This is a genomic window from Nocardia sp. CA-135398 (assembly GCF_050955845.1).
Lineage (GTDB): Bacteria > Actinomycetota > Actinomycetes > Mycobacteriales > Mycobacteriaceae > Nocardia.
Window position 1 is genome coordinate 186672 of record NZ_CP192084.1, and the last position, 24723, is coordinate 211394.

The window sequence follows — 24723 nt, forward strand, 5'->3', positions numbered from 1 at the left end:
CGCTGGCACAAGGTCGACGCGCCCGAACTCGGCGCGCTCGTCCGCGCCGGTGCCGCCCTGTGTCACAAGGGCAAACTGCTCGAACGTCCCGGCGAGACACCCGTATCGTCAACCTGCACGGCCGACACCACCGGAACCGGGGCCGCCTGACACATACGGTTCGTGGCGTTTCGACTTCGCTGGTGACCGGCAGTGGTGGTTGGGGAGCCGGACCGATGTCGATCCGGGGAACCGGGGTTTCAGTGCGTCGGACCGCCCAAGGGCCTTCTATTCGCTGCGCGTTCCAACGGTATTAGCTTCCGCCAATCAGCGATTCGAAAGCACCGGCCTGTGCGGCCAGCACCGCCGCCGCGGCCGCACGCTCCGGAAAACCGGCGTCGGCCGGAGTTCGCAACAGCACCAACTGGTGATACACCGGTGCCGTAGCCGCGACAAGCAGTGCGCGCGTATCGGTTTCGGTCGGGATCTCACCGCGCCCGATCGCACGCTGCACGACGATCTCGCACTGCGTATAGCGATCCTCCCACAGTTGCCGCAGTGCTCGCGCCGCGTCCTCCGAGCGAAAAGATACCGCGATCAGCGCCATCGCGATCGACGATGCCTCGGTGAACGAATCCTGGATCTCGCGGTTCAATTCCGCGAGATCACCGCCCAGTGAACCGGTGTTGGGTGGATGCCAATCCAGATCGCGTGCGGCGGCGAACACATCGGCGATCAGGCCACCTACATCGCGCCAGCGGCGATACACGGTGGTGCGGTGCACGCCCGCGCGGGCAGCGACCGTATCGACGGTCATTGCGTCGTAGCCGTTTTCGGTCAGTTCCGCCTCGACGGCCGCGAGGACCTGGGCGCGAATGCGGGCCGTGCGGCCGCCCGGGCGCGGGCGTGACGGCGGTGGGGCGGCGCTCTCTGTGACACGGGTCATGGGACTTATCCGGTTGCTCGGCGGGGCATCATGTGCGATCATCCTAACGCAACATTCGTCGCAGTAGTGAGGTCGCCAATGCTCATTCGAAGTGTTCACCAGGCTCAGCGGTCGCCCCTGACCGTGTCGTCCTCGAATGCTTCGGAGGTAGTTCGTGCCTACTCAGATCACCGCGCTCGCGGTCAGCAAGTCCTTCAACGGCCGCACGGTTCTCGATGCGGTCACCTGCTCGCTCGGCGCGGGTGAACGCACCGGGATCATCGGGGAGAACGGGTCCGGTAAGAGCACGCTGCTGCGCCTGTTCGCCGGATGCGAGCAGACCGATCAGGGTGAGATCGTCGTGCACGCCGAAGGTGGCGTCGGCTATCTCGCTCAGGACGAGCAACTCCCCGCGCACCTGAGCGTCCAGCAGATCATCGACCGGTCGTTGCACGAGCTGCGCCGGATCGAGGATCGAATGCGCCGTCTCGAACTGGAGATGTCTACCGGCGACGAGTCCCACCTTGGCGAATATGCCGAACTGGCAACGGTTTTCGAGCTGCGCGGCGGCTACGATGCCGATGCCCGCGTGGAGCGAGCCCTGCACGGTCTCGGGCTGGGGGTGATTCCGCGTGATCGAGCGGTCGGTGGACTGTCCGGCGGGGAACAGGTCCGTCTGCGCATGGCAGCCCTGCTCGCCGCCGCACCCGAGGTGCTGCTGCTGGACGAGCCGACCAACCATCTCGACGACGACGCGCTGACCTGGTTGGAGGACCATCTGCGGAGTCGGCGCGGCACAACGGTCACCGTCTCCCACGACCGCACCTTCCTCGAGCGAGTAGCAACCACGCTGCTCGAAGTGGATTCCGATCGTCGATGCGTCGTGCGCCACGGCAACGGATACAGCGGCTACCTCGCCGAACGCGATGCGGCTCGGCAACGCTGGGCTCAGGCCCATCTGCGCTGGCAGGGCGAGGCCGACCAGCTGCGCGAAACCATCGCCACCACGGCACGGCGGGTCGCACCGGGGCGCCCGATGAAGGACAACAACAAGATGGCCTACGACCGGGCAGGTGGCCGCGTGCAGCAGTCGCTGGCGGGCCGGGTACGCAATGCCGAGGAACGCCTGCGGCGGTTACTGGCCGATCCGGTACCGCCACCGCCGGAACCGTTGCAGTTCAAGGCGGTTCCCCCGGCTGGACACGCGCATGGGGTCGTCCTGGATGTCACCGATATTGCGGTGGACGGCAGGCTCTCACCCACGAGTGTGCGGGTGTCCGCGGGAGAACGGCTGCTGATCACCGGCCCGAACGGTGCGGGCAAGTCCACTCTGTTGCGGGTGCTGGCAGATGAGCTCACGCCCGACTGCGGCACGGTGATCCGGCGCGGCCGAGTCGGTTATCTCGCTCAAGAACCGCGTCCCCATGTACCCGGTCAGACCTTGCTGTCCGCCTTCGCTCATGGCCGTTCGGGGCAGCCCGGCGATCACACCGAACGCCTGCTGTCACTGGGTCTGTTCACACGCGCCCAGCTCACGAACCGGGTGGAGAATCTGTCCACCGGGCAGCGGCAGCGGCTCGAACTGGCACGACTGGTCAGTGAACCATCGGAGCTGTTGCTCCTGGACGAGCCCACCAACCACCTCTCGCCCGGACTCGTCGAGGAGTTGGAAGCCGCCCTGGCCGACTATCGAGGTGCGCTGGTGGTAGTCAGCCACGATCGCCGGCTCCGAGACCGCTGGCGTGGTGCCCGGCTCGATATGCGCGCACTGGCCTCGGCCTGATTTCGATCATCGACCACAACATTCGATCGCTATCACTCACTGACAGAACGGATTCCGCATGCCCGAACAGCTCCCGGTCACCGCACCCACCGTGCTGCATCCGATGCCAGGACAGCCGCGCGTGGTACTGCTGAAACCCCTGGTCACCTCGCCGCTGATCGAGGTCGGCGAGTACTCCTACTACGACGACCCGGACGACCCCACCACCTTCGAAACCCGCAATGTCCTATACCACTACGGTCCGGAGAAGCTGATCATCGGCAAGTTCTGCGCCTTGGCCACGGGCGTGCGATTCATCATGAACAGCGCCAACCACCGTATGGACGGACCGTCGACCTTCCCGTTCCCCGCCATGGGCGGCGCGTGGTCGCAGCATGTCGACCTGCTCATGGACCTGCCGAATCGCGGTGACACCGTAGTCGGCAACGATGTCTGGATCGGATACAGCGTCACGGTGATGCCCGGCGTACGGATCGGCCACGGCGCGATCGTCGGCGCCGGTTCCGTGGTGACCGCCGACGTCCCGGACTACGGCATCGTCGGCGGCAATCCGGCCGCACTCATCCGCCACCGCTACAGCGCGGCCGACATCGATCGCCTGCTGGCCCTCGCCTGGTGGGACTGGCCGATCGAGCACGTCAATGCGAACGTCCGCACGATCATGTCCGGCACCATCGACGACCTGGAGAAGGCCGCGCCCGCGTAGGCGGTATGAGTTTGGGTGCGTCGGTATCGCGTCTGGGCCAGGGGCATGTTCGGCGGCGAGCCCGATCGCGTCGAGACCATTCTCTGGCCGACGCTCACGGCCGGTGTCGGGCGGTAACTTGACGAAGCTGAACACGACGTGCACACTGCTCTCATTAGAGAGCGATGCTCTCGATGATCATGGGAGTACGGACATGCAGGAAGTCTGGAAATGGGCCAACCTCACGCTGGCATTCGGGATGGAGTTGGTCGCGCTCGGGGCCCTGGGACTGTGGGGCTGGAAGACCGCCACTATGACTCCGGTCAAGGTCATGTTGGCTGTGGGCGTGCCACTCCTCGCGGCGCTGGCCTGGGGCCTGTTCGCGGCGCCGCATGCGACATTCGACAACCCACCGCTCGCTGTCGTCACCAAGGTCGTGGTTTTCGGCGGCGCCGCGCTCGGACTGTGGGCTGTGAGCTATCGAGCGGCCGCGGTCGTCTTCGTCGCCGTCCTGGTAGCGAATCTGCTGGCGATCAAGTTTGGGCACCTGACGTCGTGACGACGCCGCGCGATGTACGGAGTCCAGTAGGTGCCGTGCTGCCGCAGATCCGTACTGGTGAATCCGTGGGGTGCGTTGGGATCACGGAGAGAAGGAAACCGTCTCGGTATCGGACGTCGCCCAGATTCTCGAGTCGCGGGCGCAACTGCGGGGGCCGGTGATTGTCCGGTGGCGTTTGGCCTGTCAGGCGCGGTCATGGAGAGTGACCTGGTAGCCGTCGGGGTCGGCGAAGGTGAATGTCCGACCGAAGGGGCCGTCGATCGGTGCGGAGACGATGGTGTGACCGTCGGCGACGAGAGCATCGTGAATGGCCTGGACGTCTGTGGCGTGGAGCCAGATCGCGGCACCGATGCCGGGCTGAGCAACGGATGCCAGATCGGTGCCGGGAACGACGTCGCGGAGTGCGAAGGCGATCGGCTTCGTCTCGAAGACGACGGCGTGCGGAGCTCCGGCCTGCGAGCGGACGAGGCCGAGGTACTGCTCATAAAACACCTGCGAAGCAGCCAGGTCGCGCGCCTGGAGCGAGATGAAGTCGGGGCCGGTGACGGGCATGTGATGCTCCTTAGTCTGTGTCAGGTTTCTGACACGGAGCAATCTATGTCAGAATACTGACATGAGTCAAGACCGTGTCGGCGTCGACCTGGAGACGTCACTGGGCTACCTGCTGAAAGAGGCGTCGAGCGTCCTCCGCGTAGCCATGGAGGAGGTGCTGCGGCCACTCGGGATGAGCGTGACGCACTACTCCTGCCTCGAGCTGCTGGCTCAACGACCGGGCTTGTCGAACTCCGAGCTCGCGCGGGGCGCGTTCGTGACACGGCAGTCGATGAACGTGCTGCTCCAGGCCCTGGAACGAGACGGCTACGTGACCAGGCCTGCGGAGGCACCCGTCGGGAAGGCTCTTCCCACGCGGCTCACGGCGCGCGGACGACGGAGCCTCGAGAAGGCGACCGTAGCGGTGCGGTCCGTCGAGGTCAGAATGCTGGCCGGCCTGACTGAGACCGAGCAGTCAGACGCGGTCCGGATCCTGCGGAGCATGATCCATTCCCTGCGCGATGGCAACGACGGTGCATAACTCGCGCTACCGGCTGGGGTTCGTGCCGGACGAGATATGACTGGCCTTCAGGCACGAGTGCTCCCGACGGAACACCTACTGCTGAACCGAACTCGGTGCGGCAGTTGATAATTGGATGCACCTCCTAATCATCGGTGTTGGTCATCAGGCCCGGATCGAGCCTGAACGTTCACGTCCCGAGCGCTGTCGTCGCGCCGATGCGGTGTTCCGCTGTGGCGCAGGCGGCCTTCGGATAGGCGATTTCTGGCCGCGTGCCAGGGGGTCGGCCGTGGGCGAAATGAGGTCCAGGGCGTTGAGAATCGTTCCCGGACAGCCTGGTACGTCTGATGCTCGCTACCCTTCATCGGTGACTTTCACTACGAATGAGCAGCAGTTCCTCGCGGAGGCCGGGATCGGTCGGCTGGCCACGGTATCGCCCGATGGGGTTGTGCAGAACAACCCGACCAGCTATCGGGTGAATGCTGACGGCACCATCGACATCGGTGGTATGCGGATGCAGGCCAGCCGTAAGTACCGCAACGTCGCGGCGGGTAGTCGGGTGTCGTTCGTCGTCGACCAGCAGGTTTCGTTGGAGCCGTACGTTATTCGCGGTATCGAGGTGCGCGGCACGGCCGAGGCGCTGGACGACCAGGAGCCGCCGTTCCCTCCGCAGGAGCGCTCGATCATTCGGATCCATCCCGAGCGGATCATCTCCTGGGGGATCGACAGCGGCCCCTTCGATTTCGCCAGTCGCACGCCCAACAGCTGAGTCGTCGCGTCCGCAGGTCCCTCGATGGGTTGTGCGGCGCGGGGCCGCACGGTCGTTTGTTCGGCTGATGTCGAAACCGGCCGGATGGGCGACCGCGCCGCACTGGCTGTGGCTGTAGTTGACCCGCATCGTGCGGCAGCGTTGGTGACGGCCGGTACCGCATCAACGCCGGAAGTTTCCACCGCGTGATTCGGCCCGGTTGGGTCAGCGGTATCCCGGCAGGATGCACTGAGCTACAACAGGTCTCGCGTCGCGATTGCCCACTGCGGCGGATACGGTCGACGCGGTTTGCTCGAATCCGAATGTAGGTGTTCTCGGTGATGCCGACGGCGGGGTTTACGAGGACGCAGGCCGACGTGCCCATGAAAGAAGGGGCGCAACGATCTTCATCCAAGACACGAAGTGCTCTGTAGTACAGAGGAGAAGGGCACTCGATGAAGAGGATCATCGCCATTATCGGGGCGGTCGCGTCGGTGACCCTGGCGACGGCATGTCAGGACGACGCGGCGACGCAGACATCCGGGGGGTCGATATCGAATTCCGCTACCGCTACCGCCACCGCCACCGCCACCGCTACCGTTGCCGTGCCGGGATCGGCCCAGCCTCCCGGCACTCAGCAGTCACCAGGTGCCACACGGCCCGCCGGTGACAATGCTCCTGCCACTGCCGGAAACGGCAGATGCGTCGATCTGAAGTCGGCGGTCGTCACGGCCGCGCTCGGCACACTCGGTGCCGGTGTCGGCGGCGACGGGTTCTACGCGGACAGCGGTACTGACGCCTCCGTCGGCACCTGCCCCGCCATACTGTGGGTGCTCGCCGGGACTCCGCACGGCACCGCTAGCTCACCCTGGCAGGTGATGCTGTTCAACCACGCGGGTTATCTGGGCACCGCGACCAAGAACTCGACTGCTTATACACAGGTGGTCGGCTCGTCCGATCGCAGTGTCCGGGTCCAGTACCGTTGGCTGACAGGTAAAGACGCCAGTTACTGTCCCTCGGGCGGGCCGGTCATTGTCACACTCACCTTGGGCGTCGACGATCGCACGGTGACTCCGGACCGTGACTTCCCGACGGAGGTGACCGATCCGAGTTCAGCGAGCTCGCCGCCGGTGTGCCCGGTTACCAAGGTCGTTCTGCTCGAAGCGTTGCGCGGCACTGACATCGAGTCGCGGTTGGCGACGCCGATCGAGCTCGAGGATCGAATCGACTGTGCGGGCGAGTGGGCGATGGCCCATACCGGGACCCACAACAATACTGTCAACCGAGCCCAAGTCTTGTTCCACTACATAGCGGCCGAGGGAGGTTGGCGGCCTGTGGACCTCGGTAGTGCGCTGCGCTGCACCGAGATCGGCGTGCCTGTCGATGTCGCGGACAAGATCTGCCGATGAGCTCCGGTGACCCGCACTCGCCGACCGGTTCGGTCAGCGCGATATGCGGATGTTCGCGATCGCACGCTTCAGGGTCTGTCCGTAGCGAACCCACGCAGTAACCGACTGCCTCTGCGAGCGGATCCGGCTCGCGGTCGGCGAATATTCGCTGGCCGTAACCGCCTGGGCGCGGGATCATTGCTCACCTGTCGCTCGGTCGATTCGAGACGAGGGGGGAGCATGAGTTCACGCGCGACGGCGGTCAAGCTGGTGCTGCGCTTTTATGGCCGGGAAATGGCCTCTCGCAAGGCCACAACGATTCCGGCATTGTTGGGACCGGCACTCGGCAATGTCTGCAACCTGTACGTCGCGCCGCTGATCGTCGCCATGGTGGTCGGTCGGGTCGCGGCAACCGGGGATACGAGTTTCGGGGCCCTGGCTTCCTATATTTTCGCCTTCGGTGGCACCCTGCTCTTCGCGGAAGTGCTGTGGCGCATCGGGATTCATTGTCTGAATCGAGTCGATGCCTACGGTATCGAGCATCTCTACGTACTCGCTATGGACGAACTGCTGGCCAAGGACGCGGCGTTCTTCCACAACAACTTCGCCGGTTCGCTGACGAAGCGCTCGCTCAGTTTCGCGACGCGGTTCGAACAGTTCGTGGACACCCTCGCCTTCGAGATCCTGGCGGCACTGGTGCCACTGCTGTTCGCCTCGGTTGTGTTGTGGCGCTACAACCCCGTGCTGGTCGTTGTGCTGATCGGGATGATCGTGGTCACCGCGCTGGTCATCATGCCCTTGATCCAGCGCCGCCAGAAGCTCGTCGACGACCGGGAGGCCGCCATTGCGCAGGTTTCCGGTCATGTCGCCGACAGCCTGGCCAATATGCAGGTGGTGCGCGCCTTCGCTGCCGAACCGCAGGAGGCGGCCGAGCATCGGCGGCGGGTCGCCTCCTCGCGGCGAAAGTCGTTGCGCTCCTGGGATTATGCGAACCAGCGGATAGATACGCTGGTGGCGCCCCTTCTGGTGCTCACCAACGTGATCGGCCTGCTGATCGCGCTGGGCCTCAGCGGCGGGTACGCGGGGGTGGAGGCCATTGTGGTGGCATTCACCTACTACTTCAACGCCACTGGGATCATGTTCCGGTTCAACCAGATCTACCGGCGGTTGGAGACCGTGCTCACCGAGGCGGCGCAGTTCACCGAACTGCTGCTCGACGAACCGAAGGTGCTCGATATCAGACATCCGGAACCACTGCGGCCCAAGGGCTTCGACCTGCGGTTCGAGAGCGTGAACTTCACGCACGCGGGCGCGCGGCAGCTGTTCCACGGATTGGATCTGCACGTGCCGAGCGGCGCCAAGGTAGGCCTGGTCGGACGATCCGGTGGTGGCAAGACCACCATCACCCAACTGCTGCTGCGGTTGATGGATATCCAATCCGGAACGATACGCATCGGCGGGCAGGACATCGCCCGGCTGCGGCAGGCCGATCTGCGCAGTCTGATCGCCTACGTGCCACAGGATCCGGCCATGTTTCACCGGACCCTGGGCGAGAACATCCGGTTCGCGCGCCCGGACGCCACGGACGAGGAGATCCTGCGGGCCGCGAAGGCCGCGCACGTCACCGAGTTCGCGGACGCGCTGCCGCAGGGTATGGAAACACTCATCGGCGAGCGCGGCGTGAAACTGTCCGGCGGCCAGCGCCAGCGGGTCGCACTGGCCAGGGCCATCCTGCGGAACGCGCCCATCCTGCTCCTGGACGAGGCCACCAGCGCCCTCGACTCGGAAAGCGAATTGCTTGTGCAGCACGCGCTCTGGGAGTTGATGGAAGGGCGTACCGCGCTGGTCGTCGCGCACCGACTTAGCACTGTGGCCGGAATGGACCGGCTGGTGGTGCTCGACCATGGGCGAGTCGTCGAGCAGGGGACACACGAGGAGCTGCTGTGCGCGCAAGGAACATACGCGCAGCTGTGGCGGCACCAGTCGGGTGGATTCCTCGGCGAGGACGTGGTCGCCCATTGAACCGGCAGACCTTCTCGGCCGATCACCCGAGCTCGGTCCGGTTCGTCCGCACATCGGCAAGGTAGTGCGGGTCGAGTCGTCACTATGTGGCGACCACCGCGCCAGATGTTCGCGAGATCGACCGCTGGCCAACGATCGATCGCGGCGTAGGACGTTCTGCGCCGTCGAAGCCGCAGCAGGGTCCGGCAAGGGCGAGCCCAGCCCCGCGGTGGCTGCGATGGCGCGCAAGATCAGCGCGGCCCTCGCCTGACGGGTCCGGTTCGGCGCAGCTGGTCGCGGGGTCCTGCCCGGACCCCGCGACTCGGCCATGCACCGTCGAACCTCACGGTGCGGCCAGGCCGTTGGAAACGCACGACAAGCGGCTGAAAACCGACACAGCAGACATGACGAATCCGCGGCCTGCGGTATTCGGTGCTAACCGATCGGTAGTGCGCTCAGGATCGGGTCGTAGGCCCAGTTCAACATGCGCTCGGCGTCGTTCTTCGCGGCGGCGGCGCTGTCGGGTGAGCTGTGCAGGACCACACCGATCAGCGGTATTCCTGCCCTGACCGTCTCGAACAGCAGGCAGGTTCCCGCGGCATCGGTGGATCCGGTTTTGATGCCGATGGTGCCGGGATAGTCGTGCAGCAGCCTGTTCGTGGTGTGCCACAGGTGAGCGCGGTTGCCCGGCCCGGCGGGCACGTGATAGCTCTGTGAGCTGGCGATGTCGCGGAACACCGGCAGGCTCATCGCGCGCAGGCCGAGGGCCACCAGGTCCGCCGGGGTGGAGTAGGTGGAGTAGTCGGTGGGGGCGGGCAGTCCGCTTGGGTCGGTGAAATGTGTTCCCGCCAGGCCCATTTGATGCGCGGTGTCGTTCATCTTGGCGACGAAGCCTTCTTGGCCCGGTCCGTAGGCCTCGGCAAGGGTATAGGCGGCGTCGCAGCCGGACGGCAGCATCAGCGCGTATAGGAGCTGTCGCGCGGTGAGCACCTCGCCGGGAACCAGGCCCGCGGTGCTTCCGTCGTACTCGCTGCTGTAGGCGATGACTTCTTGCGGCACGGTAATTGTCCGGTCGAGGTCGCCCGCGTTGATCACGACCAGTGCCGTCATCACCTTCGCGATGCTGGCTATCGGAACGGGGGTGTTCGGCTCGCGCGACCACAGCAGTGTGCCGGTGATTCCGTCTGCAAGCGCTGCTCCCGACGCCTGCACTGCGCCCGGCTCAGAAGTCAGCCAAGGCAACTGAATATGGGTCTCGCTCGCGGCGGGAGCGGCCGCGACGCCCTGACCGGCGGCCACGACCAGCGCCCCGGCGACGGCAGCCTGCAACAATCGGGCAAATGTCTGCATGGCGGCATTCTGCCGCGCAAACCCCTCAACCAGTGGGATTTCCTGAGTCGAATTACTGCACCGCTGCGACGACAGCATGCAATCGGCTAATCCGGGATGCGCTGAGCCCGAACTTCTCGGGCAGCAATGTGTGGTCGCCCTCGAAGACTCGCCGTCAGTGCGAGCGGAACCGCACCACAAGGAGAGCGAATGGGTCGGTGAACGAGTCGAGTCCGAGCAGCGTGCGCTGCTCGGACTCGACGAAAAGGGTTCCGGCCTAGGGGATCAGGGCAGCACCTGGGGGATCACGCCCGGGTTGACCGAGCCGATGATGCCGCCGATCAGGGCGCCGATAACGGTGGGCACGGGATCGATGAAGGAACCGGTGGCGGAGCCGATCGCAGCGCCCGCGGCCGCGCCGTTCAGCACTGGATCGGGGTACTGCGCGTCGGGGTTGGTGGTGACGTCCTCGAGCGGGAGCCCGGCGATCGGCTGGGCGACAACCGGAGCCGCCGCCGCAGCAGCCTGATCCGCGGAGGCGGAAGACGCACCCGCGAATACGACGGCCGCAGCTAACGGCAGGGCACTCACCGCAAGGACGCGACTCGTCTTGATCAGGGCAGAACGGAACATTGTTTTCCTAACTTTTCCGAACCTCGGAACAACCGGGTTCCACTACTTCATCGGGGGAGACTGCCTCTTGCTGCTCTGATGAATTGACAGCAATCGAGCGGCCACTACTGCGCACCGCGCCCGACGATACTGCGCCGCATGCGAACTCGCACATTATCGGCATCACAAAATGATCATCGGAGCGAATATCTTCGATGAAAAGATGTGGCGACATGCCGTCAGGATTGGCAAATAACGCTGTCATGGTTCGCGGACAAAGCCACTCGGCCGAGCGGCCTCGCAATTTCGCCCGATGCGTTGCGGCCGGTCGGCACGGCATGGAGGCAGGTGCAGGGCACGCCGGTGCCCGGCTTGTGCGGGGATCAGGACATCGACTGATCGGTCGGGATCGGTTCGGGTGGCCGTCTTGGTGCGGGCAGTGCTATCGCGAGTTCGCCCCGGCGGGCAGCCCGCCACCACCGCTGTCCGGAGTCGATGGCCCGCCGTACCTTGCGCACAGTGGGTACCTGTGTGAGCAGGTGCAGCTGATATCGCCACGGCATCTGTAGCCCGTGCCGAGCCGCCATCGCATAGGCGAATTGCACTGCGCTGCGGTCGAGATACCGGTCCGCGTGTTCGAACCAGATCATGCTGGTACGAGCGGCGGCCTGGATCGGGCGCAGCGCAGCGCGCCGCTGCGCATCGTAGTTCTCCAGCGCGACGGCGACCTCGGCGTGCTCGTAGAGGTTCTGTGCGAGCACCACAGCGTCGATGATTGCCAACCGGGTGCCCGAACCGATGGTGAAGTGCGTCGTGTGCGCCGCATCGCCGAGCAGCACCACGTTGTCGTGATACCAGGTCGTGTTGGTTACCTCGGGAAAGCGGCTCCACCTTGCGAACTCGCCTCGTGTCTTGCTGATCAACGAGTGACCGTCGAGAAGGCGCGTGAATATGTTCTCCAGAACACGCAAGTTCTCCAGGTTGTCCATGGAGTCGAATCCCAGTTCATGCCAGGTCTGCGGTTGGCATTCAACGATGCAGGTGCTGATTTTTTCGGCAACCGACGGGTAGGCGTGGAACCAGATCCAACCGGCCGAGGTGTGTTCGAAGGCGAAGGTGAATCGGGTGAAGACCTTGTCCGTACCGAGCCAGATATATCGATTCTCGCCGAGAGTGACGGACGTGCCGAAACGATGATTACCCAGCTGCCGTACCCGGCTGTTCGCGCCGTCCGAGGCGACTATGAGATCGGTGTCGTCGAATGCGGACAGATCGTGGACCTCTCGCCCGTGCTGGACATCGACGCCCAGGTCGCTCGCCCGTCGGGAAAGTACGTCGAGCAATGCGGCGCGCCCCATGCTGAACCCGTAGCCCCCGAAATGTGCGATCTGGTTGTCGCGCAAATGGATTGCCTGTTCACGCCATACGACCGACCCGGCACGGACCGCCTGGCCGCTGTCGGGGTCATTCCGATACAGGATGTCGAGCAAGTCGTCCCAGTACACAACGCCCCAGCCATACGTGGAGCCGGGAGGATCGCGGTCGATCACCGTGATGTCGTGGGCCGGATCGCGCCGCTTCATCGAAATCGCGAAGTACAACCCGGCCGGCCCGCCACCGATACACACAATCTTCATCTGGTCACCAGCTCCAGCCCGGTTGGTCGAACCTGGTTGCACATGATCGGTATTCGATGCGACCGAGCCCGGCACGCTGTGCGTGTCCGGGCTCGATCACCGGTGCTAGGAGCTTCCCCAGCTTCCCCAGCCACCCCAGCCCCAGCCGGGGTTCCACCAATTCCACCAGCCGGGATTCCATCCCCAGCCGCCGCCGTGACCCCAACCGCCGCCGCCACCCCAACCCCAGCCTCCGCCGTGACCCCAACCGCCGCCACCCCAGCCTCCGCCACCCCAACCGCCGCCGCCGCCCCAACCGGGGCTGTCGACGAGTTGGGTTGCAGACGTAGACGTTGTTGCTTGCGCGGTAGGCGCTTGCGTCGCGGCTGCTACGAACGGAATCGCGGCAACTGCGGCTACACCGGTGGCGGCCGCCAGCCGGGCGAACTTCGTGTGTGAATTCTTTCTTTCGGTCATGATAGGGCTCCAAATGCTGTCCCGACCTGCTGGAAGTCTACGCGTTCTCGCCGAACTCCAGAAGTCGCCGCAAGGCACCATCTTTTAATTTTCGCCGCTTGCCACACCGTTGCCCGATCCGTGGATGCCCACGCACTCCGTGGCGGAGGACTCCATCATCTGCCGCCGACACCGACGCTGGCTCGGCCTTCCATGGCATCCGTCGAGTTCCGTCTCAGCGAGTGTGTGGTCGAAATCCCAGACCCACTGTGGCACACCGACCCTCGCGCTAGTGGGCTGCCCGATCCACGCCCGAGCTGAGGCCGCGGATCAGGTGTCGAACAGCTGGATGTGGACGAAGCGGCTCGACGGGTCCCGTTCGTCCACGATGACGATCCGGTTGACCGACTTTCCGTCGGGGCGTCGGTAGACGTCCTCGGCCTGCAGGATCGACGGTGAAGTCTCCAGCGGCGGACCCGCAACGGTGGTTTCGGCCACGCGGAAAACCTTGGCCAACGGCACGGCGAACTTCGATGCGGCCAGCAGCAGGGTAAGGCCCTGCGGATCGGTGGATATGGCTATCCGGTAGAGCGTGTCGCGACCGTGCTCGGATCGGGCGCCGAGCACGGAGGCGTTGTCCGGAATGACGATTCCGCCGAATTCGGAAGCCTCCCTGGCGATGTCGGTGTCCTTCGCGGCCTCGGTCGGCTCCGACCGGTGGTCGCCGTCATGTGTTTCGCTGCTGCAGCCGGTCATGCCGACCGTCACGGCCATGAGGCCGACGACGACACCGGCCAGCGTCACCTGCCGGATTCCAGGCAATGAGTACCTCATCGGGTGGGATCACTCCTCTCGCCGTCCCGGCCGTGTGAACCCCACGCGCCTCGGCCGGCGGTGCGGGGAGAGGTCCAGGAATCGGTGCCATGGTTGCTATTCGTTCGTCGTTGTCGAAGGCGGTCGGGTCAGCCGGCGGATCCGATGGTTTGTTCCCACCAGACGTTGTCGCCGTATCCGTACCGGCTGGCGCCCAGGTCCACGGTCACTTTGTCGGGCAGCTCGAAGTCGCTGGGGTTGTACGAAGGGGTGGTTCGGCCCGGTTCGTAGTTCAAGGCGCCGGAGATCTGCCCGATGGTGGTCGATATCGCGGCTGCCCCGGTGCGCAATCATGGGCGGACAACGCCTGGCCGAACCCTACACCGCCATCACTCAACCGAGGTGAGGTTGGAATCGTGACCCGGTGCTCGCCGACCTGACTGACGTCGGGCCGTGTCGGAGGCGGGTTGCTGTTGTTGTGAGATTGCCGGATGCTCTGGTGCGGATCCGGCGCCTGGGGGCTTTTCGCGCCGTCGGCGGTGGCCGATCGGTTGTGGCGTATCCGGTTGTGGTGATTGCAGTTTCCGCTGCACATCGGTCTGCTCGCGGAGTACCGTGAGCTGTTGTGAGGCGATTGCGGATGGCGTGGTGGCTGCTCACTGCGGTTACGGCCGCGACCGTCGGCGGTTGCGGTGCCGAACCCTCGGCGTCGGATCCGACGAGCAACAGCGCGGGCCCGGCGCTGCAGGTGGTTTCAGGGTCGTCGGCCGTGCGCGATTCGGATGCCGTTGCACCGCAATGTCGGACATCGGATCTGGCGGCCGGTCTCGGACCGGAATCCGCGGCTGCCGGAACTGTCGCCTTCCCGATCGTGTTCACCAACAACGGGTCCGGTCCGTGTGTACTCGAAGGTTTCCCGGGCGTCTCCTATGTCACCGGTTCCGATAGCGCGCCCGTCGGTGCGCCCGCCGCCCGCGAGGGCTCCTCGTCGGGTCCGGTCCAGTTGGCTCCCGGCGGTCAGGCGTCGGCGCTTGTGTTCGCGGTCAACGTGGGCAACATTCCGCCCGAGCAGTGTCAGCCGGTGGCGGTGCCGGGGTTGCGGATCTACCCGCCCGACAACACCGCATCGCTGTATCTCGAGCGTGCCGCGACGGCGTGCGGTAACGGGCAGGTGGCTACGACTCAGCTGAGGGTTCGCGCCGTCGTGGCGGGTGCCGGCGGCGAGTAGCTCGAACCGCGATGGGTTTCGTTGCGGCGTCACCGATTACGAGGCGGTCACGAGAAGTGGACTATCGATGACGGGACGGGCCGCCGCCCTGGAGAATCGGTAGCAACCACCCAGATCCGGTCCGCTAGAGGGCCGGTCGACCTCTTGGAGGGGATTATGGTTGATTCCCTTTTCGCCGATGTGTCCGAGTTCCAAGTTCCGGTCGATGATTCCTATCCGTATCAGATCTTTTCGTGCCGCTCCAACGACGGGACCTACCGCGACCACAACTTCTACACGAACTACGCCTGGGCTGCTCGAGCCGCCGACGACGGGCGAATAGCCTGCTTCATCGTCTACTTCTATTGGCGGCCGAACTGGCTCGACACCGTGGACACCCACCGGAGCATGGTCGGCCAGGCGGGCGGCCCGCATCCGAAGATGATCTCCATGATCGATGTGGAGTCGGGTGGCAATCCCCGCGGGGACCAGTCCGACGGCATCAATCGCGCCTATTGGCGGCTGGCCGACTGGTTGGGCTCCACCCGGCGAGTCATCGGCTATGCGAACCGGCCCGATTTCGACAGCATGTGGCCGGTGCGCCCGGATGGGCTCAATATGATCGGCGCTGGCTACGGCAGCAACCCCAACCTGCCCGGTCAGATCGCCCACCAGTACACCGACGGCCAGGGATACGGTGGTGGCCTGCCCGAGGGCGCGCCACCATTCGGGAATTGCGATATGAACTCCGCCGACGGATTCTCACCGGAGGACTTCGCCAACCAGGTCGGTGTCGGAGTCGTCGCGCCGGATCCGGTGACCGATATGTGGATTCAATTCATGGGCATCGGTGGCAACGGCTGGCCGCAGCTGGCCGGTCGCACCCTCGTCGACGGTGTCGCCACCGTCGGGCAGGCGCTCGGCCTGCCCGGGTTCGCACCGCCGCCGGGGCCGACCCAGGTCCCGCTGCCGCGTGACCTCGACGGTCGGATTCGCGACGAGTGGATTCAGATGCGGGGTGTACAAGGTAGCGGCTGGCCACAACTCGGCGGGTGGTCCCTCGTCGACGCGATCGCGGCAATCGGACAGAAGCTCGATATCGCAGGCTTCCAGCCACCCACTCGATAGCCCGTCGAGGGAGTATTCCATGGCGACGATCGCCAGCACGAACGGCCGCTTCTTCGTGATCACCGACTGCGTGCCACAGGTACAGGCGGCGGCGACGGCCGCCGCCGAGGGCGGCACCCTGGCCGCGCTCACCGCTGCCACCGTTGCCGAGATCACCTTCCCGGAAGGGTGTTTCGCCGACGTAGCAGCTTGCGGCACACCGCAAGCCGGACCGACCGCATGGTTCGCCACCTTCGACGGCGGGGTCCGCGAGGGCTGTGTCTACGCCATCGACCTCACCACCGGACGGGTCTGGACCGAGAACGCCAACCGAGCTGCGGCATGGACCCGATTCGTCCTCGCCGCTGCCGCATAAGCCGAATTGAGGGCCTATGTCGAACCATTGGGGCACCGCGATCACCGGGTACGCCGGAAGTACGGCCAAGCAATTCGGGGTGGGTGGCGCCGACCTCGGGATCCCCTACGACCGGAGCCATTTCCAGCCGGGCCGGTCCGGATTCGTTTTCGGCGACGCCTTCACCGGCGACAGTCAAGGTTCCGGCACGTGGCTCGGCTCGCCGATCCTGCTGTTCAGCGCCGCCCTTCCGGATGCCACCACCACCTTCACCGCAACCCCCGGCGGGTCGCAGGCAACGCAAGCCCTCACCTACAACCACAACGCCGACAACGGCTACGGGTTCGAGGTCACCCGGATTCCCAATGACGCCTTCGTCGACCCGAACGGGCGAACATGGTTGACCTACACCAGTGTTCACGACTGGAACGCACCCGATGATCGATACGGCGCGCTGTTCTGCGGGCTCGCCTACTCCGACGACGACGGCGCCACGTGGACGGACTACGCGACCGTGTGGCCCAACGACGGCGACGGCTGGAGCCCGTTCATGATGCAGTCCTTCGCTGGCATCGGGAACAACAACGGCGACGGCTACCTGTATGTGGTATCGAAAGAATGGGGGCGCATCCACAATCGAGGAGGTCCGATCCTGATGCGCGTGCCGTGGCGGCAGATCGCCAGCCGCGGCGCCTACCAGTATTGGGGCTACAACGGCTCGACCTGGCAGTGGGGCAACCCGACACCAACCCCGTTGTTCGCGGGGATGGGGCCCATCGGCGAGTTGAGTGTGAAAAACCTTGCCGGAACGTGGGTCATGTCCTACTTCGACGTCGGTGGCTACTGCATTTCCACCCGCACCGCACCGGCAATCGACCGGGTGTGGACCGGCCCGAAACGACAGATCTACGGTTCCGTCCCGTGGTGGCAGTTCTGGGTCCGCTCCTTCCCACAGCTCTACGGCGGCTACATCCACCCCCGCTCCACCTCGCCCACCGACGTGACCCTCTATGTCTCGCAATGGAACACCACCACGAACAACCCGTACTGGGTCATGCAATTCGACGGCATTTCGCCGTAGTCGCCATCCGCGGGAAGGGCGGGCCGCCCCCGCTGTCGAATCTGCAGGAGCAAGACCGCGCCACCGGTGCGGACAGCACGGACGTCACCATCAACCTAGTACTTCGCAGTCCCGCCGATTCGAGGCCGCGGCAGCCTGAATCACGGTCGTGCACGCTGTCGGGATCGCGAGTGTCGCTCCGGGATTTGCTGCGCGCCAGAGGATTACGGATCAGAAGGTGCCCTCACTCGGTGGCGGCCTTCGGCGCGGTGGGCTAGCGCTTCGATGATGCGTTGCCATGCGGGGGCGGCTTCGGAGATTCGGGAAGAGATCAGGTGCAGGCTTTTCGGGGGATCGCTGTCTCGTTCGTGTTCGATCTCCCATGCGTCCAGGTCGTCGATGAGCTGGTCCAGGCGTGGGTCGTGCGGGTCCCAGTCGACTGCTTGATCGCAGGCCAGATACAGGCGCGTCGTCTCCGGGTCGTCGAGACCTGCGGTCTTGTCCCGTATTCGCCGCGGCATGGCCTGCGGGTCCAGTGCCTGCAGCAGGATCCATGAGTCGCGCTCGAGTCGAACCCGCTGTTCGCTGACGCCGAGACCGCGCATTCGGTTCAGGATGGCGACCACTTCGGGAGGCAGGACAAGGCTTTCACCGCTTGCCAGGTCGGCGATGCGGGTGCGGTGTTCGGTGAGTTGATCGATCTTGCGCTGCAATTCGGCGTCGATGTCGGTGATGGCCGCGGCGAATTCGGTCGGCTCGGCGTGCAGCAGCGCGTCGATACGGGCCAGGGGAACACCGGCGTCGGCGAGGGTCCTGATCCGGATGAGGTCTACCGCGGCTTGCGCGCTGTACCGACGGTAGCCGGAGGCGTCGCGCTCGGGCTCGGGCAACAGGCCGACGTGGTGGTAGTGGCGAACGGTGCGCACGGTCACGCCCGCGGTCGCCGCGAGTCGGCCGATGGTCAGCACCGTTCCCCTGTCGTCGTCGGGCATGGTCGTGCCGAGTCTAGGGGGATGGCACGTCGGCCGAGCTTGCGGAGCCGCGTGGGTGAAGTCAGAGGAGCGCCGCCCGGTCCACGACGTCGCGGATCGCTTGGACCACGGCATCGGGGCGGTCGAAGCAGAGCCGGTGGTGGAGGGTGTCGGAGAGGATGCGTTGTTCCCCGTGCGAGACCCCGCTCACCAGGGCCGCGTCCATTCTCGTCTTGGCGTCGTTCATCTCCGGCGAGTTCAGCGCCTGCTGGGTAGGGTCGTTGCCCACCACGGTGAGCGCGACCACCGGGACGTCCGGGATGCTCGGCCCCGCTCGCAGTTCGGTGGCGAGGGCGGTCAAGGTGGCACGCTCGGCGATGCCGACCCGCATCCATTCGTCGCTCAGCTTGGCATCGATCAGTGGTTGCCGTATGTGCTCCGGGTAGTCCGCGAACAACTCGGCGTGTATCTCGCGCCGGGCCGGGCGCATCTTTCGAAGCTGCTCCGCATCAGGTCCCATCTGCTCGAGGGCGGCCAGACTCGCTGTGGCAGGCATGAAGTCGTCCCAGTCCCGGTGCAGGACGTCCAAGCAGACCAGTCCCGCCACGTCCTGCGGGTACAACTGCGCGAACCGATGTGCGTAGAAGCCGCCGAGGGAGTGTGCCGCAAGCACATAGGGCGCGGGGATGTTCTGGGCGCGCAGCAGCTCGCGCAGTTCGGTGGCGACCGCGGCGGCGGTGCGCGGCAAGGGCAGGGAATCGCTGTAGCCGGTGCCGCCGCGGTCGTAGAGCACAGCGGTGGTGAACTGCGAAACCTGTTGTTGGACACCGAAATAGTCCAGGCCGACGGCGCTCGCGCCGGGCAGGAACACAACGGCAGGTCCGCCGCTGCCCGACCGATGCGCGAAAATACGGCGGCCATCGATTTCCTGGAACCCGCCGATCGGCGGCGCGAGCCGAGTGATGTCATTCGTCATGTGACAAGACTCCAACCCTGACGCAGGGTCAGGGTCAATCCCTTCCGCCACCGTGTCAGGTCGCTGTCAGGTCGGTATCAGCCGCACCGATGACAGTGGTCGCATGACAACTTCAGCAATTGCAGCTTCTGGGCTGCGAAAGGCCTACGGGGACAAGGTCGTCCTCGATGGCATTGATTTGAATATCGGTGCCGGGACGATCTTTTCTCTGCTCGGCCCGAATGGGGCCGGTAAGACGACGACCGTGAACGTGCTGACCACGCTGTTGAAGGCCGATGGCGGCACCGCGCGTGTCGCCGGGCACGATATCGCGTCCGAGACCAAGGCGGTGCGCGCGGCGATCGGGGTCACCGGTCAGTTCGCGGCGGTGGATGACCTGCTGACAGGGGAAGAGAACCTGCGGCTGATGGCGGATATCCACCGTCTGCGGGGCAGCGCGGGCACGCGGGTGGTCACCGAGTTGCTGGAACGGTTCGATCTGGCGGAGTCGGCGCGAAAGCGGGCGGCGACCTATTCCGGTGGTATGCGCCGGAAGCTGGACCTAGCGATGACGCTGGTCACCAGGCCGGAAATCGTTTTCCTGGACGAGCCGACAACCGGGTTGGATCCGCGTAGTCGGCGCACGATGTGGGAAATCGTGCGGGATTTGACGGCCGATGGCGTGACGATCTTCCTCACCACCCAGTATCTCGAGGAAGCCGATCAGCTGGCCGACCGGATCGCGGTGCTCGACCAGGGCCGCATCGTCGCCGAGGGCACTCCCGACGAACTCAAGCGCCGGGTGCCCGGCAGCCACATCCGGCTCCGGTTCAACACTGTCACGGAAGTGGATGCGGCGGCGCGGATCCTGCCCGGCTGTACCAGGGACGACGAGGCGCTGACCGTGCGGGTGCCGGGCGACGGCGGCACGAAATCATTGCGCCACTTGCTGGATCGGCTCGCCGAATCCTCGATCGAGGCCGAAGAGGTCTCCGTCCACACCCCCGATCTCGATGATGTTTTCCTTTCCCTGACCGGTCACGCGACCACGGAGGCCAACGCACAATGAGCACCATTACCGCACCGCTGGCCGATTCGGCGATTATGTTGCGGCGCAACTTCAAACACATCGCACGAACTCCGGTCACGGTATTCAACGCGGCGCTGATGCCGGTCGTGATGATGCTGATCTTCGTCTACGTCTTCGGCAACGCATTCGATGTCGGTGAAAACTACATCGATTACGCCACACCGGGTCTGATCCTGCTGGCCATCAGTTATGGCTTGTCGGGCACCGCGGTCGCGGTGAGCTCCGATATGGCGAAAGGCATCATCAATCGGTTCAAGGTCATGGACGTCTCCCGCAGCGCCGTACTGACCGGTCACGTGGCGGCCACCATACTGACCAATGCGGTGGCCATCGCGGCCGTCCTCGGTGTGGCCTTCGCGCTGGGGTTCCGGCCGTCCGCGACCGCACTCGACTGGCTCGGTGCGATCGGCATCGTGGCGGCGACATCGTTCGCGGCCTCCTGGCTCACGGTCGCGCTCGGCATGGCCGCGAAAACTCCGGAATCCGCGGGCATGACCGTGGTGCCGCTGATCATGCTGCCCTTTGTGAGCAGCGCGGTCGTGCCAGCCGACAAGATGGGGCAGGGTGTCCGGCAGTTCGCGCAGTATCAGCCCTTCACGCCGATCATCGAGTCATTGCGCGGATTTCTCGCGGGCCACCCGTCCGGCGGGTACACGGCCGCCGCGCTCGCCTGGTGTGCCGGGTTCGCCATTGTCGGGTACCTGTGGTCGCGTGCCACGTTCAACAAGCGAGCGTAGTCGCGACCAGTTCACGCCAGTCCGCCTCTGCACCTTCCCTCGTCGCCTCGGTGAAGCGCGCTTCACCGAGGCGATGTCGTGCGGTCTGCTCGATGCGGGCCGTGTCCGGTTGGGAACAGTCGGGCAGTCCGCGTAGTCCGGCACTCGCCGTGAGCAGTCGCGCGGCCTGCTCGTCCTGGCCGTCACGCAGCGCCAGGTCCGCTATCCCGACAAGTATCTGAGCGATGAGCGGCGCATGCCCGGCCTCGGCTGCCGCTCGGAATGCCGCGGTGTGTTCGGCACGGGCGCGGTCGAGATCGGCTGCGAGGTAGCCGAGTTGGTCGTGCACCACCGCGCTGACATTCGGCTGCTCGGCGTCGCTGCCCAACATGGTTGTCGCAATGTCGATTTGCCGGTACGCCTGCTCGGTGTCACCGCTCCAACGGGCCAGCTCCGCCTTCGACAGCGCCAGTTCGGCCAGTGCGCTCGGCCAGGATGCCTGATCCGCGGCCCGCTGCGCCGCCACCATGGCGGCCGCACTCGCCGCCGAATCACCCAGCAGCCAATACAACTGAGCCTGCCGCGCCCGGAACCGGATGACGTCCTCGATCGCGCCGACCTCGGTGATCACGGCGATCGCCTCGTCGAACAGCTCGCACGCGGCGGCGAACTCGCCGCGCGCGGCGATCCGATTCGCCAGCTCGGTCAGTGCGAACGAAATCCCCCAACGCTCGCCGAGCGCACGGAACTCGGCGAGCGAGGTCTCGAAATACGCGTCCGCCTCCGGTCCGTCCCGGCCGAGCACCACCCGCATCTTGCCGAGTTGCAGCCGGGCCAGTGCCCGCACCCACGGGTCGTCGTCGGTGAGCAGCGGTTCGAACGCGGTCAGAATCGCGTCCGGCCCGTGCAACAAGCGTTCCAGCGCGGCGACGAACGCCAGCGCGGGGTGGCGGGCCCGAATGCCCCGGCCCAACCGGTGTGCCTTGCGAATCCATTCCTGCACCTGATTCTCGTCATTGCGCCCGGAGGACGCGAAATGCACGACCAGTCCGTACACCATGGCCCGGGTCTCATCGTCCACCTCGCCGGGCAGGTCGACGGCCGCGGTGATCAGCTCCATGCCCTCGGCCTTGTGCCCGCTCAGCCACCAGTACCAGCCCGCGGCCGCCGCGAGCCGCATCGCGCCGGGCGCATCGGCGGCCGCGAGCGCGCCACGCATCGCGACCGCGATGTTGTCGTGTTCGGCCTCGAGCGTGGTGAGCCACTTCAACTGATCGGCGCGGCGCAACTGCGGCTCGGCGGTTTCGGCGAGTTCGGTGAAGTACTCGAAGTGCGCGCGGCGCGCCGAATCCGCTTCGCCCGCCTCCACGAGCCGGTCCCGGGCGTACTGCTCGATCGTGGCGAGCATCCGATAGCGCGGCCCGCTGTCCTGCGCGGTGAGCAGCAGCGATTTCTCGGTCAGCGCGGTCAGCAGCTCGAGCACCTCCCACCGCTCGACCGCCGTATCCGCGCAAACCTGTTCGGCCGCATCGAGACTCGCACCGCCGGAGAACACCGCGAGCCTGCGCAAGACCGTCCGTTCGGCGTCGGTGAGCAGTTCCCAGCTCCAGTCGACCACCGCACGCAATGTCCGGTGGTGCGGCAGCGCGGTCCGGCTACCGCCGGTCAGCAGCCGGAACCGATCGTCGAGACGGGTGGCGACCTGATCGAGGGACATGGTGCGCAATCTGGCCGCGGCCAGTTCGATTGCCAGCGGTATCCCATCGAGCGCCCGGCAGACGCGTGCCAGATTCGACAGTGTGCTGGCATCGGTCACGAGATCCTTGCGCACCGCACCGGCCCGATCCAGCAACAGCCGAACGGCCGGGGAGGACTCGATCTCGCGGGGGTTCGCGTTCTCGGCGGGCAACGACAGCGGCTCGACCTGCCATAGCGCCTCACCCGTTATGCCGAGCGGTTCCCTGCTCGTCGCGAGGATCCGCAGCCGCTGACACTCGCCGAGCACCCGGTGGGCGAACGCCGCCGCGGAGTCGATCACGTGCTCACAGTTGTCCAGGATCAACAGCGTCTCGCGCTCGCGCAGCGCCGCGATGACCCGGTCCATCGGTTCCGCATTCGGTGCGGCGCCGAGCAGCGCATCCCGCAGCCCGAGCGCGGCGAGCGCCGATTGTGCCACGTCACCACTCGTGCTGACGGACGCCAGTTCCACCAGCCAGGCCCCGTCCGGTAGGTCGTCGAGCAGGGTCCGCGCGGTTTCCAAGGCCAGCCGGGTTTTCCCTGAACCACCGGGCCCGGTCACCGTGGTGAGCCGATGTGCCGCAATGAGTTCGCGCACCGCGGCAATGTCGCCGTGCTTGCCGACGAAGCTGGTCAACTCGGCGCGCAGGTTCGTCTGGCGATCGTTTTCCCGCGCTCCCACTTCGCCGCGCAGCAGCGCGACGTGCAGTGCGGACAGCTCCGGTGCGGGATCCACGCCCAGCGTGTCGGCGAGGGCCTCCCTGGCACGCTGGTACACGACCAGTGCCTCGGCGCCACGCCCCGCGGCGGCAAGCGCACGCATCAGCGCGGCGACCAGCCGTTCCCGCACCGGATGCCGGGCCACCAACTCGGTCAGCTCGCTGACCAGCTCCGTACCTCGGCCGAGACGGATCTCCGCTTCGTACAGATCCTCCATCGCGGCCAGGCGCAGCCCTTCGAGCCGGGCGATTACCGCGTCGACCGCAGCACTGTCCTGCACGCCGACGTCCTGCATCAGCGCACCGCGCCACAGCTCGACGGCCTCGCGCAGCAGCTCGGCCTGATGCGCGTCGTCACCGCCACGGGCCTGGTCGAGAAGCTGTTCGAACCTAACGGCATCGACAGCGCTGGGTTCCACCGTCAGCCGGTATCCGCCCGCCTGCACGTCGATCGCCCCGTCCGGCAGCGCCCTGCGCAGTCGGGAGACCAGTGCTTGCAGGGCGTTCGCCGCGTCGGAGGGCGGCTGCTCACCCCAAATCCAGTCGACCAGCGTCGCTTTCGGAACTGCGCGGCCGGGTTCGAGGGCGAGAGCGATCAACAGCGCCCGCAACCGGGCACCAGGTACCGTCAGCAATCCCCCGTCATCTACTCGAATCTCGAGCGGTCCAAGCATCCCGATCTGCACCCGGACCATTCTGCCGTGGACGGCAAATCGGCCCTTCGTCCTCGGACTCCCAGCACTGCGATGGCGGCGGCCGGCACAGCCCCGAGGAGTCGATACCGCGGTTGCCAGCGCTTTCACGGCCCGGCCGATCAGCAGTAGCGAACCTGCGGAACATGTCGCCTGGCAGACCAATTCG

24 protein-coding genes and 1 pseudogene are annotated in these 24723 nt (G+C 65.8%); 14 read left to right on the forward strand and 11 right to left on the reverse strand.

Annotation, left to right across the window (positions count from 1 at the left end; all coding sequences use genetic code 11):
• Positions 1 to 150, forward strand: a pseudogene (locus ACQP1T_RS00810) (IS256 family transposase); the annotation flags it as partial.
• 142 nt (positions 151 to 292) lie between these two features.
• Here ACQP1T_RS00810 and ACQP1T_RS00815 read toward each other — a convergent pair.
• Positions 293 to 925, reverse strand: coding sequence for a TetR/AcrR family transcriptional regulator (locus ACQP1T_RS00815; RefSeq protein WP_433758024.1), 633 nt, complete (start codon positions 923 to 925; stop codon positions 293 to 295).
• Between the two features lie 154 nt (positions 926 to 1079).
• Here ACQP1T_RS00815 and abc-f point away from each other — a divergent pair, with 154 nt between their 5' ends.
• The 3 genes from abc-f (at position 1080) to ACQP1T_RS00830 (ending at position 3931) form a co-directional block, all read left to right on the forward strand.
• The gene (abc-f, locus tag ACQP1T_RS00820) at positions 1080 to 2687 is read left to right on the forward strand and encodes a ribosomal protection-like ABC-F family protein (protein WP_433758025.1); all 1608 of its coding nucleotides are present in this window, start codon (positions 1080 to 1082) and stop codon (positions 2685 to 2687) included.
• A gap of 58 nt (positions 2688 to 2745) precedes the next feature.
• Positions 2746 to 3393, forward strand: a complete 648-nt coding sequence (locus tag ACQP1T_RS00825; protein ID WP_433758026.1) for a CatB-related O-acetyltransferase — start codon at positions 2746 to 2748, stop codon at positions 3391 to 3393.
• A gap of 193 nt (positions 3394 to 3586) precedes the next feature.
• Entirely contained in the window at positions 3587 to 3931 is a 345-nt protein-coding gene (locus tag ACQP1T_RS00830; protein WP_433758027.1) for a YrdB family protein, read from the forward strand.
• A 183-nt stretch (positions 3932 to 4114) separates the two neighbouring features.
• Here the strand turns inward: ACQP1T_RS00830 and ACQP1T_RS00835 are convergent, their stop codons facing one another.
• Positions 4115 to 4483 (reverse strand): VOC family protein, encoded by a 369-nt coding sequence (locus tag ACQP1T_RS00835; RefSeq protein WP_433758028.1) that lies wholly within the window; start codon positions 4481 to 4483, stop codon positions 4115 to 4117.
• A gap of 61 nt (positions 4484 to 4544) precedes the next feature.
• Between ACQP1T_RS00835 and ACQP1T_RS00840 the strand changes: the two genes are divergently transcribed.
• The 4 genes from ACQP1T_RS00840 to ACQP1T_RS00855 all read left to right on the forward strand — a co-directional run bounded on the left by ACQP1T_RS00840 (position 4545) and on the right by ACQP1T_RS00855 (position 9140).
• Positions 4545 to 5003 (forward strand): MarR family winged helix-turn-helix transcriptional regulator, encoded by a 459-nt coding sequence (locus ACQP1T_RS00840; protein WP_433758029.1) that lies wholly within the window; start codon positions 4545 to 4547, stop codon positions 5001 to 5003.
• 346 nt (positions 5004 to 5349) lie between these two features.
• Complete coding sequence (locus ACQP1T_RS00845) at positions 5350 to 5751, forward strand: PPOX class F420-dependent oxidoreductase (RefSeq protein WP_433758031.1); 402 nt, start codon at positions 5350 to 5352, stop codon at positions 5749 to 5751.
• A gap of 434 nt (positions 5752 to 6185) precedes the next feature.
• Positions 6186 to 7139, forward strand: a complete 954-nt coding sequence (locus ACQP1T_RS00850; protein WP_433758032.1) for an LppP/LprE family lipoprotein — start codon at positions 6186 to 6188, stop codon at positions 7137 to 7139.
• Between the two features lie 219 nt (positions 7140 to 7358).
• The gene (locus ACQP1T_RS00855) at positions 7359 to 9140 is read left to right on the forward strand and encodes an ABC transporter ATP-binding protein (protein WP_433758033.1); all 1782 of its coding nucleotides are present in this window, start codon (positions 7359 to 7361) and stop codon (positions 9138 to 9140) included.
• A gap of 414 nt (positions 9141 to 9554) precedes the next feature.
• Here the strand turns inward: ACQP1T_RS00855 and ACQP1T_RS00860 are convergent, their stop codons facing one another.
• From ACQP1T_RS00860 to ACQP1T_RS00885, 6 genes are all read right to left on the reverse strand, one after another.
• Complete coding sequence (locus tag ACQP1T_RS00860; protein WP_433758034.1) at positions 9555 to 10469, reverse strand: D-alanyl-D-alanine carboxypeptidase family protein; 915 nt, start codon at positions 10467 to 10469, stop codon at positions 9555 to 9557.
• A 264-nt stretch (positions 10470 to 10733) separates the two neighbouring features.
• Entirely contained in the window at positions 10734 to 11081 is a 348-nt protein-coding gene (locus tag ACQP1T_RS00865) for a hypothetical protein (protein ID WP_433758035.1), read from the reverse strand.
• A gap of 362 nt (positions 11082 to 11443) precedes the next feature.
• Positions 11444 to 12697 carry an FAD-dependent monooxygenase gene (locus ACQP1T_RS00870; protein WP_433758036.1) on the reverse strand — a complete coding sequence of 418 codons (1254 nt, stop codon included), beginning with the start codon at positions 12695 to 12697 and terminating at the stop codon, positions 11444 to 11446.
• A gap of 105 nt (positions 12698 to 12802) precedes the next feature.
• On the reverse strand, positions 12803 to 13153 hold the full coding sequence (locus ACQP1T_RS00875; protein ID WP_433758037.1) for a hypothetical protein: 351 nt from the start codon (positions 13151 to 13153) through the stop codon (positions 12803 to 12805).
• Between the two features lie 309 nt (positions 13154 to 13462).
• Complete coding sequence (locus ACQP1T_RS00880; protein ID WP_433758038.1) at positions 13463 to 13966, reverse strand: hypothetical protein; 504 nt, start codon at positions 13964 to 13966, stop codon at positions 13463 to 13465.
• 128 nt (positions 13967 to 14094) lie between these two features.
• The gene (locus tag ACQP1T_RS00885; protein ID WP_433758039.1) at positions 14095 to 14295 is read right to left on the reverse strand and encodes a hypothetical protein; all 201 of its coding nucleotides are present in this window, start codon (positions 14293 to 14295) and stop codon (positions 14095 to 14097) included.
• Between the two features lie 275 nt (positions 14296 to 14570).
• On the opposite strand from ACQP1T_RS00885, the gene ACQP1T_RS00890 reads away from it, so the two are divergent.
• The 4 genes from ACQP1T_RS00890 to ACQP1T_RS00905 all read left to right on the forward strand — a co-directional run bounded on the left by ACQP1T_RS00890 (position 14571) and on the right by ACQP1T_RS00905 (position 17695).
• The gene (locus ACQP1T_RS00890) at positions 14571 to 15173 is read left to right on the forward strand and encodes a DUF4232 domain-containing protein (RefSeq protein ID WP_433758040.1); all 603 of its coding nucleotides are present in this window, start codon (positions 14571 to 14573) and stop codon (positions 15171 to 15173) included.
• 156 nt (positions 15174 to 15329) lie between these two features.
• Complete coding sequence (locus tag ACQP1T_RS00895; protein WP_433758041.1) at positions 15330 to 16280, forward strand: hypothetical protein; 951 nt, start codon at positions 15330 to 15332, stop codon at positions 16278 to 16280.
• Positions 16281 to 16299: 19 nt separating this feature from the next.
• On the forward strand, positions 16300 to 16635 hold the full coding sequence (locus ACQP1T_RS00900; RefSeq protein WP_433758042.1) for a hypothetical protein: 336 nt from the start codon (positions 16300 to 16302) through the stop codon (positions 16633 to 16635).
• A gap of 16 nt (positions 16636 to 16651) precedes the next feature.
• Positions 16652 to 17695 (forward strand): DUF4185 domain-containing protein, encoded by a 1044-nt coding sequence (locus ACQP1T_RS00905; protein ID WP_433758043.1) that lies wholly within the window; start codon positions 16652 to 16654, stop codon positions 17693 to 17695.
• 203 nt (positions 17696 to 17898) lie between these two features.
• Here the strand turns inward: ACQP1T_RS00905 and ACQP1T_RS00910 are convergent, their stop codons facing one another.
• Both ACQP1T_RS00910 and ACQP1T_RS00915 read right to left on the reverse strand, forming a co-directional pair.
• Complete coding sequence (locus ACQP1T_RS00910; protein ID WP_433758044.1) at positions 17899 to 18666, reverse strand: MerR family transcriptional regulator; 768 nt, start codon at positions 18664 to 18666, stop codon at positions 17899 to 17901.
• A gap of 61 nt (positions 18667 to 18727) precedes the next feature.
• A complete protein-coding gene (locus ACQP1T_RS00915) occupies positions 18728 to 19621 on the reverse strand; it encodes an alpha/beta fold hydrolase (RefSeq protein ID WP_433758045.1) in 894 nt (297 codons plus the stop codon).
• A 103-nt stretch (positions 19622 to 19724) separates the two neighbouring features.
• Here ACQP1T_RS00915 and ACQP1T_RS00920 point away from each other — a divergent pair, with 103 nt between their 5' ends.
• Positions 19725 to 20669 (forward strand): ATP-binding cassette domain-containing protein, encoded by a 945-nt coding sequence (locus tag ACQP1T_RS00920; protein ID WP_433758046.1) that lies wholly within the window; start codon positions 19725 to 19727, stop codon positions 20667 to 20669.
• On the forward strand, positions 20666 to 21427 hold the full coding sequence (locus ACQP1T_RS00925; RefSeq protein WP_433758047.1) for an ABC transporter permease: 762 nt from the start codon (positions 20666 to 20668) through the stop codon (positions 21425 to 21427). The genes ACQP1T_RS00920 and ACQP1T_RS00925 overlap by 4 nt, the downstream gene beginning before the upstream one ends.
• Here ACQP1T_RS00925 and ACQP1T_RS00930 read toward each other — a convergent pair.
• Positions 21411 to 24557: a BTAD domain-containing putative transcriptional regulator gene (locus tag ACQP1T_RS00930; protein WP_433758048.1), complete on the reverse strand. Its 3147-nt coding sequence runs from the start codon at positions 24555 to 24557 to the stop codon at positions 21411 to 21413. The two genes, ACQP1T_RS00925 and ACQP1T_RS00930, sit on opposite strands and share 17 nt — an antisense overlap.
• Positions 24558 to 24723: the final 166 nt, after the last annotated feature.